The sequence below is a fragment of the Chryseobacterium sp. StRB126 genome, from assembly GCF_000829375.1.
GTDB lineage: Bacteria > Bacteroidota > Bacteroidia > Flavobacteriales > Weeksellaceae > Chryseobacterium.
In genome coordinates this window covers 1,715,867-1,731,084 of the sequence record NZ_AP014624.1, presented here as the reverse complement: position 1 = coordinate 1,731,084, position 15,218 = coordinate 1,715,867, and the positions used below count along the sequence as shown (strand labels likewise).

Below are 15,218 nucleotides of genomic sequence, written 5' to 3'. Positions count from 1 at the left end.
TTTTCGTAAATCCTGCACAGAACAAAAAAACCTTTTCACTTTCGTGAAAAGGTTTTGGTTAATAATTGTTTATATATTAAATCTAACTACTTTCCTAATGGAATATTATAACCGAATCCTACTCCGATATTCCCCACATTATAGTCCTGACCAGCTAAATCTCCTTTCGTTCCTACAAAAACCTTCTGGTATTGTACGAAGAAGTTCCAGTCTCTGTTGTGGTATCCGATCTCCGGTTTGATATAGAAGCCTCCGCTTGCTCTTTCAACATTCGTGTTAGAGGCAACAGTTTTATCTCCTACCAAGAATCCGTACCCTAAGTCAGTTCCGAAGTAGAAACCTGTTTGTTTAGGATAAATTCTTACTAAAGCAGCTACAGGAACTACCCCTACATCATTATTTTTATAACCGTTGTTTTCTTTTCCAAAATAGTGAGTATATCCAGATGCGATACCTAATCCAAATCCAGGTGTAATCAGGTTCTGGTAAGCTACATCCACTCCTACTGCTGCAGAAAGATTATCTGCAGGAACTGCTAAACCAACATTTGCGCCCACTTTGATCATATTATTCATTTGTGAACTTTGTGCGCTTGCTATACCTGCTGTTAAAACCCCAGCCAGCAATATTGCTTGTTTAAACATTTTCATAACTCTAATTTTTAAATTTTACTAAACAAAAGGATGTAAAAATCGTGCCAAGGGAGGCTTTTTCATCTCTTTTAACACTTAAAAAAAACACAACAAAATGATTATCAGATATTTATTTTACACTAATTTTTAAATGATTGTTTAACAATTTTTATAAAAAATAGAGCCTAAAATGTGAAATAAGTATAAAAAGTTAAAAATCTGAAGAATCAAAAATGCAACTTACTGATATCAAACAAATTCCATATTTGGAAAACGCAAAGGCTTATTTTTTTTTTTAATGTGATACTGTTTTTAAGGCACGAGAGAATCAAAGATTCTAAGCAAGGATACTGCTTTATTTTTTGCCACGACTACCCGAATAAAAAAATTAATAATTCATGGATTCGCGACGGTTAAATAAAATACACATTTTTTGTAATAGTCATCTGCAGCACCTCCAAATCAGCGTGAGATCAACAGGGGTTCAATTTTATTACAGATAAAATCCTTGCGCCTTAAAACATAATAATATTCTAAAAGTCTTAGCTACTTTGCGTTTCCCAACCTATCTACCATTCACACCCATTACTCATTACTTCATTACTCATTATAATATTAACAAACCTTAACCCGTTATCATTTTAACCTTCTTTCTTCAGAAACATCAAAAAAATAAATGCTTTCACCATGGCTGATTCATTATTAAAAAACAAACATCTTCTCTGGCGCGCAGGCTTCGGTGTTGGAATTAATCAAATTGATGATTTGAAAAACAAAAACTCTAAAACGCTGATTCATGAACTATTTAAAGAAGATAGTTTTACGGAAATCACGTATGATACACCGGATATAGATCCCACTGCAGATATGATGAACACTACCGCTCCTGCTGAAAAGAAGAAGGAAATGCAGAAGATCTATAGAGCGCAAAATGAAGAATTGAATCTCAATTTTCTGGATAAAATGGTCAACAGCAAGGAACAGATGAGAGAAAAGATGGCTTTTTTCTGGCATGGACATTTTGCGTCGAGGGTTCTTAATCCAAAATTCAACCGACAGCTGCTAAACACCATTCGGAAAAATGCATTGGGCAACTTCAAAGATCTGCTTTTTGAGGTAAGCCAGTCTCCGGCCATGCTTAATTTTCTGAATAACCAGCAAAACAAAAAGGATCATCCGAATGAGAATTTCGCCCGTGAAGTTATGGAACTTTTTACTATGGGAAGAGGAAATTACACGGAAAAGGATGTTAGAGAAGGAGCCAGAGCATTTACAGGATGGAGCTATGATAAAGAAGGCAACTTTCAGGAAAGAAAGAACCAGCATGATGAAGGAACCAAGACTTTTCTGGGAAAAACAGGTAATTTTACCGGATCTGATGCGTTAAATACTATTCTGGAACAAAAGGCAACTGCTAAGTTTATCACGGCCAAAATCTATCAATTTTTTGTCAACGAAAATGTAGATCAGAATATTGTGAATGCCCTAAGCACAAGCTTTTACAACTCCGGTTATGATATTAAAAAACTGATGACTGATATCTTTTCAAGCTCATGGTTTTACGATCAGAAAAATATCGGAAACAGAATAAAATCCCCAATAGAACTGATGGCCGGGATGATGCGGATACTTCCGATGCAGATTCAGAATCCTGAAAACCTTATCGTCTATCAAAAGCTTTTAGGACAGATGCTGCTTTATCCGCCCAATGTGGCAGGATGGCCGAATGGAAGAGCTTGGATTGACAGCTCTACTCTGATGCTAAGGCTTCAGGTACCGCAGATCTGGTCAGGCCTTCGTCCATTGGAATACAGCCCACGACAGGATGATGATATTGATATGGGAATGAAATCTAAAGAGACTGCTTTGAATAAAAGCTTTAAAAACCCTAATATCACCATTGACTGGAATCGGGTAGATCAGATTTTTGCTCGTAAAAACTGTGAAGATTATCTGATTCAAAATCCAAGGAGTCTGGACATGAATACAGTGAATAATTTCTCTGATAAAAGCACGAAAATGACCATTATTAACCTGATGTCAACCCCCGAATATCAATTAATGTAAACCATTCGTTATCTGCAAACTACACTTAAATCCAACACTATGTTAATCAAAAGAAGAGAATTTCTCAAAATAAGCTCACTGGCCACCGCTTCCTTCCTAATGCCTAACTTTTTAAAGGCTATGACATTGGATGAGGCACTGAATCCCAATCAAAATATTCTGGTGGTCCTCCAATTTACAGGGGGTAATGATGGATTGAACACGATTATACCTACAAAAAACGATATCTATTTCAGGGAAAGAAAAACGCTTGCAGTTCAGGATTCTTTATCACTGACTGATGAAGCAGGAATTAATCCTTCCCTCTCCTATTTTAAAGAACTTTTTGACAACGGAGAGCTTTCCGTTATGAACAATGTAGGTTATCCAAATCCGGATAAGTCTCATTTTCGAAGCATGGATATCTGGCAATCGGCAAGCAGAAGTGATGAGTTTCTGGATACAGGATGGCTGGGCCGCTTTCTGGATGAAGAATGCTATCGATGTGAGCATCCTACTCAAGCCTTGGAAGTAGATGATATGTTAAGTCTTGCCCTGAAGGGAGAAAATAACAAAGCTTTTGCCTTTAAAGATCCTAAAAGATTATATCAGACCAGCCAGGAGAAATATTTCAAATCTCTTTATGACCACCATCATGACGATGAAACGGTTTCCTATCTTTATCAGACCTTAGGTTCCACTATTAATAATGCAGGGTATATCTTTGATAAAAGTAAAGCGAAAAAAACAGAGCAGACTTACCCAAATTCTCAGTTGGGAAAGGATTTTAAAACAGTGGCTTCTTTAATTAAATCTGATATTAATACTCAAGTCTATTATCTTTCAATCGGTAGTTTTGATACTCATGTGAACCAGAATGACCGTCAGAAAAAGTTATTCAGTGATATAAATGAAGCAGTAAAGTCTTTTGTTGCGGATATGAAAAATAATGGTTTATTCAATAATATTCTTTTGATGACCTTTTCTGAATTTGGGCGTCGTGTAGCTCAGAATGCCAGCAACGGAACGGATCACGGAACCGCCAACCAAATGTTTTTCATTAGTGGAAACCTTAAAAAGAAAGGTTTACTGAACAGTCTTCCCGATTTACAGAATTTAAATGAAGGTGATCTGATCTATACTGAAGATTTCAGAAAAGTTTACGCTACCATTTTGAAAAATTGGCTGAAAGCCGATTCGTCCAAAGTTTTGGGATGGAAGAATGGAGTTTATGACTTTATATAAATCAACCTGAGGTTTATTTTAACCACAAATCGAAGATTATCTCCTGTTGGTCTGTGAATGTTATTTCGACGAAGTCAAAAAGTGCAAAAGGTTTAACACTCAATTTATTTTTAAGTTACAACTAAATTTTTAAGAAGTTCATTTAAGTCTTTGAAAATCCCAATAAATATTTCAGTTGAAAGCTGCCCATTCCCCTCCTCCGGAGTAGCAAAAATTCAAAGAATTTTTGACGGGCTGGTTATGCCTATAACATCTCATCCATCTCATCATTCCATAAAAAAGAGACCATCTAATATGACAGTCTCTTTTTCAAATTTTAAATTTTAACTACTTTTGCGTTTAAGCAGTAATCTGCTTAGGTTCATTCTCTTTCTGATTTACTTTTTTATCAAGTTTTTCAGATATTTTTTTAACGATATACTCAATCGCTATAGGTGCTATAATGGCAATAAGTGCTTTAAATATTCTTGATTTCATAGTGTTATTTTGTACCTAGTGACTGCAATTACCAAGCCAATATAAAAATAATAGATCCATTTTCTATTAATAATTTACATACAAACAGTAGATTAAATCCATAAGTAGTCTATGAATTTCATTGAAAACTAGTTTTTTTCAGGAATTATCAACTCCTGATAATTTTTACTTCCCGCTTTGAATTTTTCTTCCATCCGCAATCTTAATTTCTGAGGTTTATGTACCACCAGAGAATCCCCAAAACCCAGCAATAGTCTTTCTAATTCAAAATTGATCTGTACACAGATTTTAAAGAGTGTTCCTTCTTTTGTTTCACTTACAATTTCCTGGCTTTTATGCAATGGTTTTGTTTTCACATAAGGAGCATTGGCAGCATCTACAAAGAAAACTACATTCTTAGGAACTATAGATTCTGCAACGGTAACTCCTACAATATCTTTAAAATATTCATCTCCATCCAGATTCTTATCAATATAGGAAGTTTTTTCATCCACTTCAATATCTTCCATCCTGTCCAATGCCAGATTATACATTTTCTGCTTGTAAAGACAAACCAGAAACCAACGGTTGTTGTATTCTTTCAACAACTGTGGATGAACTGTATATACATTGGACTCTCTTGCGGTGAAACTTTTGTATAAAATCTTCAATACTTTTTTATTAAGTACACTTTCATACAGGATATCAATATGCTCCAACCCTTTCAACTGTTCATTTTTATCCAAATGAATAATGGATTTCTGGCTGGTAGAATGGATAGAATCCTCCAGTTTTTGGATCACACCATTCATTTCCTTGAACATTGAAAAGTCTTTAAACTGTTTCAGGATCTGCACAGCATTATTCATCGCCTTCAGATCGCTTTCATTCACGGAAATATTATGAATGCTGTATTCCGGATCGCTGTACCGATAATATTTTCTTTCATACACTTCAATTGGAGCTTCATACCCGAACTTTTCACTTCGCATATTCTGAAGATCCAGCTGAATGGTTCTTTTGCTTACATAAGACTCTTTGCCCTCAAATTCAAACAAAGCTTCGGAACACTCATCAATGAGGTCTTCCAGTGTATACTTTCTGTATTTATTTTTGAGGCACTTGTCTAATGTTTTATAGCGGATCAGAGCGTTTTTATTAGATGACATGGTTGTTCTTTTTGTCTAAAAACCTATTTCTCTCTTAACGGATTTCCCTCAAAGATCAATCCGTCCCATCCAAACTCCATGAAGTTTCTGATATTCTGATGATCTGTACCATTAGGTTTTTTAAGGACATCTTCTCTGTAAAAATCTCCGAAAAGCGGAAGTGTTTCTTCTTTGGTCAGGCCGTGGTAAGAGGCAAAACCGAATATTTTACATGAACCGTTATTCTGCCCTTCTTCATTTCTTATATTTCCGTTTTTGAATGCTGTAGGGGTAAATTCGTAGTTTGCATCTATATAAGCAATCACATCATTGAATTGAACGGTTTCAGGAAAATGCTTTAATTGTTCTAATAACATCATAGTTGTAAGTTTTAATTTTCTTTACATAAGGCCAAAATTCTAATTTTCAAATCAGTGAATTTGCCTTTTTTTATATTTTTTGTAAAAATAATCAAAAATTTTATATCTACGCAAAACTATTGCGCAATAAGGTTATTACTTTGCATCATCAAAATGACATAACAATGGAATTTAACGGAAATCACTTAATCGAATTGGGATATAGACCAGCTAAATGGTTTAAAGATGCCATTACTCATATCAATGAAAATCATCTGGATGAAATTCAGATTAAAGAATATCTGGAGCAGTTCAAGCAACCTGAACTTATTCCGCTTCATGAAACCGCTCCTGAGTTTATCATTAACATCAGGGCTGAGCATGAAAATGAAACGGATAATGTAGAAAAAGTAATCAGAACCATGAAGAAACTGATGAAAACCCCTACCCTAACTGCAGGAGCGTTAATGCCTGATGCCTGTCCAACAGGTCCTGAAGGTCAGATTCCTGTGGGAGGTGTAGTGGTCGCAAAAAATGCGATTCACCCGGGATTTCATAGTGCAGATATCTGTTGTTCTGTCATGCTGACTGATTTTGGAAAGGTTAATCCTAAAGATATTCTGGATGCCGCTCATTCTGTGACGCATTTCGGATACGGAGGAAGACCAAGAGGAGAACAGATGCCTATGTCTCAGGAATTGATGGATGCCTTCAGAGAAAATGAATTCTTAAATGATGAAAAACTGATTAGTATTGCCCGTTCTCATATGGGAACGCAGGGAGACGGAAATCATTTCCTTTTCGTTGGAATTTCCAAAAATACAGGAAATACAATGTTAGTTACCCATCATGGATCAAGAGCTCCGGGTGCTGCATTATATGATAAAGGGATGAAAGTAGCCAATCGTTTCAGACAGGATATTTCTCCTGAAACGTTAAGAGAAAATGCATGGATTCCTTATGATACGGAAGAAGGAAAAGCCTATTGGGAAGCCCTTCAGCTTATCAGAACATGGACAAAAGAAAACCATATTTCTATTCATGACGCCGTTTTAAATAAACTGGGAATGGAAAAAGAAAACAGATATTGGAATGAGCATAATTTTGTTTTCAAAGATGGTGATCTGTTTTATCATGCTAAAGGAGCCACTCCGCTGGATGATAAGTTTATGCCTGATATCACCGGACCAAGATTGATTCCGTTGAATATGGCAGAACCTGTACTGATCGTTCAGGGAAAAACGAATGAGAGAAACCTTGGTTTTGCTCCACACGGAGCGGGAAGAAATTTCAGCAGAAGTCAGCATAAAAGATCTTTAGCGCATAAAACCACTGAAGAGATCTTCAATGATGAAACTGCAGGATTGGATATCCGATTCTACTCTAATGAAATTGATATTTCTGAACTGCCTAGTGCTTATAAAAGTGCTGCTAATGTAAGAGCACAGATTGAGGAATACGGACTTTGTGAAGTATTGGATGAAGTGATGCCTTACGGATGTATTATGGCGGGTGATGTTCAGAAAAATGCACCATGGAAGAATAAGAAGAAATATAGAAAGGCATAATTTAAATAGTAAACCCTATAGGTTTTAGAAGCCTATAAGGTTGTCAAAAAAAACTAATAACCTAACCTTGCAGGCTTTTACACCTGCAAGGTCAATGAAAACTTTTTTCATAACGGCAGGGGCAGTAGCTCAGATGGTTAGAGCAACAAAGACTACTTTTCGCCTCAGGCAAATAAAGTTCCTATGAATCACCAGGTTTGTGGGTCACAGGTTCGAGTCCTGTCTGCTCCTCAATATAATTTAAGGCAAAGAAAGTTCCTATATGATAGAAATACTTTCCGCCTTTTTACAAATCATAAGGCAAAGGGAGTTCCTATATTTTTTGGATAAAATACTCCCCGCTTTATAAAACTATAGGTAAAAGGAGTTCCTATAACACTTCACTTTTAATGAACCTACTCCTCACTTATTTTTTTAAAATTAAAACAATGAAAACATTACAATTATTCAATGCTGTATTGGCCAAAGAATCAAATGCAGAGCCATTTATTTCTAATGATGGTTTTATTATTGAACCTCATGCAATTTGGGCCAAAAAAGAGATCATCTCCTATTATTCAAAAGAAAAGCTGAATGGAAATGATTTGAATAAAACGTTCCATAAATCTTGGGAGAAAATAAAGAATACTTCCAGAATTGATTTGTTTTTCGAACAGATTCAACATTATATTTCAACCTATGGAAGTAATTTTCAAAGTGAAATTTACATTCCTGAAGAAATATTGAATGTTCCTGACACGAAGTTGATTTTTAAAGTAATAAAAGCTTATACCGTAGAAGAAATGCAGGAAAAATGTCTTTCTCTATTGAAATCCGGAATTGCTTTGAAAGAAGAAACGATTGATGATTTGCTGTATATTCTGCATACAGAACTGGAATATGATTTTACAGGAAAGGAAAATATCAGAAATAAAGAAGCCATTATAAAAATAGCTGACCGATACGACATTTATCCTGAAAATCCTGTTGAGTTTTTTCGTTATGTGATTTATAAGACAACCCAGACAACACTTTTAATCAAAAATGATGAATTGATTGGCTTAATCAAGCAAAGTAAATTCAACCCAACTTATCTGTTCGAAAGCTTTGGGATGGAAAAACTGGCAGAAATTTTCAACAGATTTAAGCCGTTATTCCTTGCTTATAAAAACAGAGCTCCAAAAGCAATTAATAAAATTTCGAAGCTGTCTAAAATCAATCATAAGCCATTCATTTCGAACCCACTGAACGATGCGACCAATACGTTGCTGGAAAACAGCGATTGGCATTGGCTGGAAAATGCGACACCGTTTGCATTGTTTAAAGCATTATCAGCATGTTACTCAAGAATGTATGGTCAGGATACTTTTGTCTACAGAATCAGAAATGGAAAATCATGGGTTAAAAAAGGGAAGGAAACTTATGTGAATCAATTCAACTATGAATTTATTTTAGATTTTCTGAAACTGAAGTATGAAAATATTTCCGGAAAGAAATTCTATTTCCCTGAAAATATAGAATTTGCACTCCCAACTTCTGAAAAAATGTTTGTTGGAAATATTCCTACCGGAACCCGTTTTTATGGAGATAGACTAGCCGTTGGTGTTTATTGGGAAGACCAATGGGGTGCTCATGACCTTGACCTTTCCGGATTGAATATAGCTGGAAAAATAGGTTGGAATGCAGCTTATCATTATGGTGAGGGACAATTGATGTATTCCGGAGATATGACTTCTGCTCCTAACGGTGCTGTTGAATATCTTTACGCCAATAAGGGCCTGAGTACTCCAACGCTTGTCATGAACAACGTTTTCAGCGGAGATGCCAACTGTGGATATAAAATTGTTATCGGAAAAGGAGACAACATTTCCTATGATTATATGATGAATCCCAACCATCTCTTTGCAGAAGTCAGATGTAATTCTGTTCAAAAGCAAATGATTCTGGGAATGCTGCTGCCAAAAAACGAAAAACAATGTTTCGTACTATTGAATTTCGGAGCGGGTCATTCTCATGTTTCAGGAAATACGGAAGTATCTGCGATGGCAACCAGTGCATTGTATCAGCAATGGTATGAAGCAATGTCTTTCAATGAGCTTATCAAAGAGCTGGGAGCAGAGATTACGACAGAAAGAGCGAAAGCTGATTTCGACTTCTCTTTAGAGAGTCTGGAAAAAGATAGCTTTATCAGAGTTTTTAAATAAAAATGCGCTGTTCAAAAATTTTGAATGGCGCTTTTATTTTAGCTGCTTACAGGTTCAGCAGATTTTTAGGCATAAACATCTGTGCAATTTGTGCGATCTGTGGGAACATCTTATTCCCACGAATTTCGAAAATTTCACAGACTTTTACTCTCGCAGATTTTTAAGCATAAGCATCTGTGCGATTTGTGAGATCTGTGGAAACATTTTATTCCCACGAATTTCGAAAATTTCACGGATTTTTACTCTCGTAGATTTTTAAGCATTAGCATCTGTGCAATTTGTGGGATCTGTGGGAACATCTTATTCCCATGAATTTCGAAAATTTCATGGATTTTTACTCTCGCAGATTTTTTTAAGCATAAACATCTGTGCGATTTGTGAGATCTGTGGGAACATTTTATTCCCACGAATTTCGAAAATTTTACAGACTTTTACTCTCGCAGATTTTTAAGCATAAGCATCTGTGCGATTTGTGAGATCTGTGGAAACATTTTATTCCCACGAATTTCGAAAATTTCACGGATTTTTACTCTCGCAGATTTTTTTAAGCATAAGCATCTGTGCAATTTGTGCGATCTGTGGGAACATTTTATTCCCGCGAATTTCGCAGATTTCACAGACTTTTACTCTCGCAGATTTTTTTAAGCATAAGCATCTGTGCAATTCGTGGGATCTGTGGGAACATTTTATTCCCACGAATTTCGCAGATTTCACGGATTTTTATTCTCGCAGATTTTTAAGCATAAGCATCTGTGCAATTTGTGACATCTGTGGGAACATTTTATTCCCACGAATTTCGCTGATTTCACAGACTTTTACTCTCGCAGATTTTTTTAAGCATAAGCATCTGTGCAATTTGTGACATCTGTGGGAACATTTTATTCCCACGAATTTCGAAAATTTCACGGATTTTTATTCTCGCAGATAACGCGGATTTATTTTAAAATCAAATCTTTGTTATACATTCATTTTTTTAATGGAAAAATAGCCCTCTTTAACCTCAACAATGACTTTCTTACCGTAATCAATCTGAATGTTGAACATATTTTCTAGCGGAAACTGCAGTATTGATTGTAGAATCAGACGAATTACACCAGCATGGGCAATAATCAGAACTTTTTCTCCATCTTTTTTAGTAATCAATTCATTCCAGAAGCTGAGGACGCGGGTTTGCATTTCAAGGAGGTTCTCTCCTCCAGAAGCTTTAACATTGATAAAGTCTTTATACCATGGATTAATTTCTTCTTCCGGAATTTCCGTCCATTTCTTCAGCTCCCAGTTTCCGAAATTCATCTCCCGAAGTCTTTCATCTGTTGCATAATTCAACTTAAAATGTTCTGCCAAAAGACAGCAGCGTTGTGCCGGACTTGAAATCACTAAGTCAAAATCGTCATCCAGATTCAAACTTTTAAAATCTTCCGGATATTCCTTTCGTAAGGGCATTTCGGCAAATCCATAGCACAGATTTTCCGGATTATCTACAGCGGTATGACGGATCAGATGAATTTCCATACGATCATTGTTCCTAAGTAAAACAACACTTCAGTGACCTGCTGTACAGCTCCCAGACAGTCTCCGGTATAGCCGCCGATATGTTTTTTAAAATACCAGCCCATGCAGATCTTTCCTAAATAAGCCAATGCAAAAGCCAGCAGCAATCTCCAATCAAGAATTAAGGAAAAGGAAAGTAAAACACTGATAAATCCGACCAGTAAAGCCATTCCATCCAAAGGTTTATTCGCCAAAGGTTTCGATTTGCTGACGTCAATATCCGTCACATACTGATGCGTGTAGATCATCGTTCCGGAAATAAAACGGCTTGAAGTGTGTGCCAGAATAATAATTCCCAGAGTCTTTATCAGATCAACTGTTCCCAAAGCCTGAATACTGAAAAACTTTAAGGCAAACAGTAAAATGATTCCTATGGTTCCATACGCTCCTACCCTGCTGTCCTTCATGATGGTAAGAATCTTATCTTTTCCGTATCCACCTCCGAAACTGTCGCACATATCTGTAAAACCATCTTCATGGAAGGCTCCGGTCAGGAGAACACTGCTTATCATCATCAGAACAATTCCTATTTCCAGATTAAAAAGCTGAGCAGAAAGGTATAAAATCCCTGCATTCATCAATCCTACCAAAAGACCAACCCATGCAAAGTATTTCTGAGATTTATTCATGATCTCCCCGGAATACGGAATAGTGAACGGAACTGGAATTCTGGTGAAGAACATCAGGGCCGTTGCAAAATAGATCAGTTCATTCTTTAGGGTCTTCATTTATTCTTTATTTGAAACATGGGCATCTTCAAAACTGGACATTTCATTCAGGAAATTTACGGCACTTTGAATAAGCGGATAAGCCAATGCACAGCCTGTTCCTTCTCCCAATCTTAAATTAAGGTTCAGTAAAGCTTTCTGTCCCAATAAGTCAATAAGCTGAAGATGGGCGTTCTCGTCACTTACATGACAGAATATACAGTTTTTTAGAATATCAGGATTCTTTTTCCATGCAGTGGCTATGGCAACAGTAGCAATAAATCCATCTATCATAATCAGCATATTCTGACGGAAGGCTTCTTCCATTGCACCGATCATCTGCGCAATTTCCAGTCCGCCAAAAGTTTGAGCAATTTCGTCCGGAGTTTTAACAGCCGGATATTTTTCTATTGCTGCTGATAAAATATTGATCTTATTTTGCAGCTGGTCATCATTCAAACCTGTTCCACGTCCGATACAACTTACAACAGGAAGATCGAATAACTTACTCATCATTAAAGAAGAAGCGGAAGTATTTCCAATTCCCATTTCACCAAATCCAATGATATTACAGCCTGTTTCAGTAATCTCTGCCACTCCCGAACTTCCATTTTGTAAAGCCTGTTGATATTCTTCAGAGGTCATCGCCGGTTCCTCCAGAATATTACGGCTGGATTTTCTGACTTTATGATTGATTAAATCCAATCCCTCCGGAAAATCAAAATTGACTCCTGCATCTACAATTTTAATATTAATTCCCTGCTGCCTGCAGAATACATTGATGGCTGCTCCACCGCCTAAGAAATTCATCACCATCTGATAAGTAACCTCCTGTGGATAAGCACTTACTCCTGCTGTTGCAATCCCGTGATCGGCAGCAAAAACCACCATATGAGGATTTGAAAGCTTTGGAGAAGTGGTATTTTGAACCATTCCTATTTTGTGGGCAAGATGTTCCAGATGTCCTAATGCGCCTAAAGGTTTTGTTTTGAAATCAATTGTATGTTGTAAGTCAGTTGTCAACATGGTTGTAAAAGTAATTATGTTAAATAGAGAAAGTGCAATATTAGTGAAATAGGGATTTTTGGACAAAAGATTCGTGGGAAATGTGGAATTAAAAAGACAGATAAATAATAGATGGATAGATAATAGACGAAGAGATGAGAAACAAGATAGTTTGAAAAGTGCACAGCCTCTCATCCCGAAGCTCGCCATCCCGTACCCGAAACTCACCACCTCGTATCTCGAATCACGAATCCCGCAAATCTACGTAATAACATTGCGCACTACTCTCCTTACTTTGCATTATAAAATTGAAAACAATGACACCAAAAATACTAGAAAAAATAAAAGAAGTAGAAGCTACACGAGGCGTAGAAGTACTTCTTGCCGTTGAGTCCGGAAGCAGAGCCTGGGGTTTTGCCTCTCCAGACAGTGATTATGACATACGTTTTATATACCGTTATGAAAAAGACTGGTATCTTTCACCATGGGATAAGGATGAAACCATAGAATTCATGACCGAAGATGATCTTGATGGTTCCGGATGGGACCTCCGAAAGACTTTTCATCTTTTACTGAAATCGAATGCCGCTTTATTGAGCTGGTTCTACTCTCCTATCGTTTATAAGGAAAATACAAATTTTGTAGACCTGTTCAAACCATTAGCTGATGACTGCTTTTCTCCGATAGCAGTTTCCTATCACTATTTAAGCATGAGCAAAAAATATCTGGAAGCCTGCAGGACTGATGAAGTAAAATTAAAAAGCTATTTTTATTGTTTAAGAACTGCTTTAACCGGGAAATGGATCGTAGAAAAAGGAACTGTTCCTCCGGTATTATTTAATGAGCTGCTTGCTTTAGTAGACCATGAAACCAGAATAAAAATAGAAGATCTTATCGCCTTAAAAGCTACCAAAGGAGAAGCTTATTATCACCCAAATGATTGGGAATTGTTTGAGTTTTTGGAGAAAACCATAGCTTATAATGAGGAAAAATCGAAGGGTTTGAGAGGTGGAAATGCAGATAAAAAAGAAATGGAGAGGGTTTTTAGGGAAATATTAAAACTGTAAAGAAAGAGGAAATGAAAATATGTAATTTTTTCAAAAAGAAGGATGTTCAGGATCCTCCAGAAGAAACTGAAAAAGGAATATCTAAAAATGATATAAAAACGCATGAATTCATTGAAAAATGTGAATATCTTAAGGATGAATATGGCCTGATAATCCCCAATATTTATAAAGATTTTTTCACCAAAAATCAAATTGATAAGCATCATATTTATTACAGGATATTTTGGGAACCATGGGATTACAATGATCTTCAGTTTGTTTTTTATACCGAAAACTTTGTAAGATATATTATCAAAAGATTTGATGAAACATTCGGAAGTAATGCAGACTGGAAAGTTCTTCAGGATATATTGGAAGAAGGAGAATGTGAATATAAGTCAAAAGAAAATAAGTTTGAAGCCAAGCATATTGATTTGTCATTTCTTGATCAGTGTTATGAAGAACGGGGAAGAAACCATGAAGACCTGATGATTGCCCTGAGCATATATACAGATTGCGGTGGAGGTGAATATCTTATTCTGAGCAGTGAGAAAAAAGGGTATTCCGGGGGATGTTATCATGGTATGACAGCAGATATTCAACACAATAATATCATTATAAAATATCGCGTTTTGGAACATTACAAGCTTGTCAGTGACAGTATATTAGAAATGAAATCCACGAATACAACGAAGAAAACAGAGCATATTCCACATGAGTTTGAAGAAAGATGTCAGTTCTTAAAAGAAGAAATGGGGCTTGAAGTCCCTCTATCTGTGATTGAATGTTTCAAAAGATATGATCTGCCTAAAAACAATTATTTCTACAGTATTTTCTGGCATGTGGATAATGATAGTTTTATCATTTTCTATACGGAAGCCTTTATTGAGTTAGTAGTTACCCGATACAAAGAAATTCATGGGGAGAATAGTGATTTGGCTGAATTATCGGAGCAGCTTGATGATGCTGTATATGAATATCGTATCAAAGAAAATTGTTTTGACAAAACGAATCCTGATTTTGAGTTCATCAACACATGTTATGAGGAGTTCAGAAAGTCCGGAGAAGAACTGATCATCACCATGGATCTAGGGGACCATGATAATCTTGTGCTCAACAAAGAAGAAAAAGGGAACGTAGGTCATAATTTATCATCGTTAAATTCAACTTATAAAATAACTGCAGGAATAGAATACAAATTTCTTACACAATTTAGGCCTCTGCCGGAACTTATCAGAGAATCCATACAAAGACAACAGCAATAGTTGTATT

General features: G+C 36.2%; 13 protein-coding genes and 1 tRNA gene. 7 read left to right on the top strand and 7 right to left on the bottom strand.

From position 1 onward, the window contains the following. Positions 1–86: 86 nt before the first annotated feature. Positions 87–650: a membrane protein gene (locus CHSO_RS07830; RefSeq protein WP_045494525.1), complete on the bottom strand. Its 564-nt coding sequence runs from the start codon at positions 648–650 to the stop codon at positions 87–89. Positions 651–1,319: 669 nt separating this feature from the next. On the opposite strand from CHSO_RS07830, the gene CHSO_RS07825 reads away from it, so the two are divergent. Both CHSO_RS07825 and CHSO_RS07820 read left to right on the top strand, forming a co-directional pair. Further along, positions 1,320–2,699, top strand: coding sequence for a DUF1800 family protein (locus CHSO_RS07825; protein WP_045494522.1), 1,380 nt, complete (start codon positions 1,320–1,322; stop codon positions 2,697–2,699). A gap of 39 nt (positions 2,700–2,738) precedes the next feature. Continuing rightward, positions 2,739–3,923 carry a DUF1501 domain-containing protein gene (locus tag CHSO_RS07820; RefSeq protein ID WP_045494519.1) on the top strand — a complete coding sequence of 395 codons (1,185 nt, stop codon included), beginning with the start codon at positions 2,739–2,741 and terminating at the stop codon, positions 3,921–3,923. A 339-nt stretch (positions 3,924–4,262) separates the two neighbouring features. On the opposite strand, the gene CHSO_RS25915 is transcribed toward CHSO_RS07820, so the two are convergent. From CHSO_RS25915 to CHSO_RS07810, 3 genes are all read right to left on the bottom strand, one after another. Next, positions 4,263–4,400, bottom strand: a complete 138-nt coding sequence (locus tag CHSO_RS25915; protein WP_171817621.1) for a hypothetical protein — start codon at positions 4,398–4,400, stop codon at positions 4,263–4,265. A gap of 128 nt (positions 4,401–4,528) precedes the next feature. Next, positions 4,529–5,548 (bottom strand): helix-turn-helix transcriptional regulator, encoded by a 1,020-nt coding sequence (locus CHSO_RS07815; RefSeq protein WP_045494516.1) that lies wholly within the window; start codon positions 5,546–5,548, stop codon positions 4,529–4,531. Positions 5,549–5,571: 23 nt separating this feature from the next. Next, the gene (locus CHSO_RS07810; protein ID WP_045494513.1) at positions 5,572–5,904 is read right to left on the bottom strand and encodes a HopJ type III effector protein; all 333 of its coding nucleotides are present in this window, start codon (positions 5,902–5,904) and stop codon (positions 5,572–5,574) included. 749 nt (positions 5,905–6,653) lie between these two features. On the opposite strand from CHSO_RS07810, the gene CHSO_RS26595 reads away from it, so the two are divergent. The 3 genes from CHSO_RS26595 (at position 6,654) to CHSO_RS07800 (ending at position 9,637) form a co-directional block, all read left to right on the top strand. Continuing rightward, on the top strand, positions 6,654–7,454 hold the full coding sequence (locus CHSO_RS26595; RefSeq protein WP_410493405.1) for an RtcB family protein: 801 nt from the start codon (positions 6,654–6,656) through the stop codon (positions 7,452–7,454). A 118-nt stretch (positions 7,455–7,572) separates the two neighbouring features. Continuing rightward, positions 7,573–7,685, top strand: a tRNA-OTHER gene (locus CHSO_RS25765). Positions 7,686–7,882: 197 nt separating this feature from the next. Continuing rightward, positions 7,883–9,637, top strand: a complete 1,755-nt coding sequence (locus CHSO_RS07800) for a hypothetical protein (protein ID WP_045494507.1) — start codon at positions 7,883–7,885, stop codon at positions 9,635–9,637. 957 nt (positions 9,638–10,594) lie between these two features. Here the strand turns inward: CHSO_RS07800 and cobC are convergent. The 3 genes from cobC to cobT are packed head-to-tail and all read right to left on the bottom strand — an operon-like array spanning position 10,595 to position 13,095. Next, on the bottom strand, positions 10,595–11,149 hold the full coding sequence (cobC, locus tag CHSO_RS07795) for an alpha-ribazole phosphatase family protein (RefSeq protein ID WP_045494498.1): 555 nt from the start codon (positions 11,147–11,149) through the stop codon (positions 10,595–10,597). Next, positions 11,134–11,916, bottom strand: coding sequence for an adenosylcobinamide-GDP ribazoletransferase (locus CHSO_RS07790; protein ID WP_045494495.1), 783 nt, complete (start codon positions 11,914–11,916; stop codon positions 11,134–11,136). Before CHSO_RS07790 ends, cobC begins: the two co-directional genes overlap by 16 nt. After that, positions 11,917–13,095 (bottom strand): nicotinate-nucleotide--dimethylbenzimidazole phosphoribosyltransferase, encoded by a 1,179-nt coding sequence (cobT, locus tag CHSO_RS07785; protein ID WP_084221071.1) that lies wholly within the window; start codon positions 13,093–13,095, stop codon positions 11,917–11,919. It lies immediately after the preceding gene. Positions 13,096–13,217: 122 nt separating this feature from the next. On the opposite strand from cobT, the gene CHSO_RS07780 reads away from it, so the two are divergent. Both CHSO_RS07780 and CHSO_RS07775 read left to right on the top strand, forming a co-directional pair. Then, positions 13,218–13,967: a DNA polymerase beta superfamily protein gene (locus tag CHSO_RS07780; RefSeq protein WP_045494490.1), complete on the top strand. Its 750-nt coding sequence runs from the start codon at positions 13,218–13,220 to the stop codon at positions 13,965–13,967. Positions 13,968–13,978: 11 nt separating this feature from the next. Further along, entirely contained in the window at positions 13,979–15,211 is a 1,233-nt protein-coding gene (locus CHSO_RS07775; RefSeq protein ID WP_045494488.1) for a hypothetical protein, read from the top strand. The last annotated feature ends 7 nt before the right edge of the window (positions 15,212–15,218 follow it).

Bases quoted from the DNA above. Each gene is read 5' to 3' on its own strand.
- CHSO_RS07830 (WP_045494525.1), bottom strand. From the start codon at position 650: ATGAAAATGTTTAAACAAGCAATATTGCTGGCTGGGGTTTTAACAGCA.
- CHSO_RS07825 (WP_045494522.1), top strand. From the start codon at position 1,320: ATGGCTGATTCATTATTAAAAAACAAACATCTTCTCTGGCGCGCAGGC.
- CHSO_RS07820 (WP_045494519.1), top strand. From the start codon at position 2,739: ATGTTAATCAAAAGAAGAGAATTTCTCAAAATAAGCTCACTGGCCACC.
- CHSO_RS25915 (WP_171817621.1), bottom strand. From the start codon at position 4,400: ATGAAATCAAGAATATTTAAAGCACTTATTGCCATTATAGCACCTATA.
- CHSO_RS07815 (WP_045494516.1), bottom strand. From the start codon at position 5,548: ATGTCATCTAATAAAAACGCTCTGATCCGCTATAAAACATTAGACAAG.
- CHSO_RS07810 (WP_045494513.1), bottom strand. From the start codon at position 5,904: ATGTTATTAGAACAATTAAAGCATTTTCCTGAAACCGTTCAATTCAAT.
- CHSO_RS26595 (WP_410493405.1), top strand. From the start codon at position 6,654: ATGGGAACGCAGGGAGACGGAAATCATTTCCTTTTCGTTGGAATTTCC.
- CHSO_RS07800 (WP_045494507.1), top strand. From the start codon at position 7,883: ATGAAAACATTACAATTATTCAATGCTGTATTGGCCAAAGAATCAAAT.
- cobC (WP_045494498.1), bottom strand. From the start codon at position 11,149: ATGGAAATTCATCTGATCCGTCATACCGCTGTAGATAATCCGGAAAAT.
- CHSO_RS07790 (WP_045494495.1), bottom strand. From the start codon at position 11,916: ATGAAGACCCTAAAGAATGAACTGATCTATTTTGCAACGGCCCTGATG.
- cobT (WP_084221071.1), bottom strand. From the start codon at position 13,095: ATGAGAGGCTGTGCACTTTTCAAACTATCTTGTTTCTCATCTCTTCGT.
- CHSO_RS07780 (WP_045494490.1), top strand. From the start codon at position 13,218: ATGACACCAAAAATACTAGAAAAAATAAAAGAAGTAGAAGCTACACGA.
- CHSO_RS07775 (WP_045494488.1), top strand. From the start codon at position 13,979: ATGAAAATATGTAATTTTTTCAAAAAGAAGGATGTTCAGGATCCTCCA.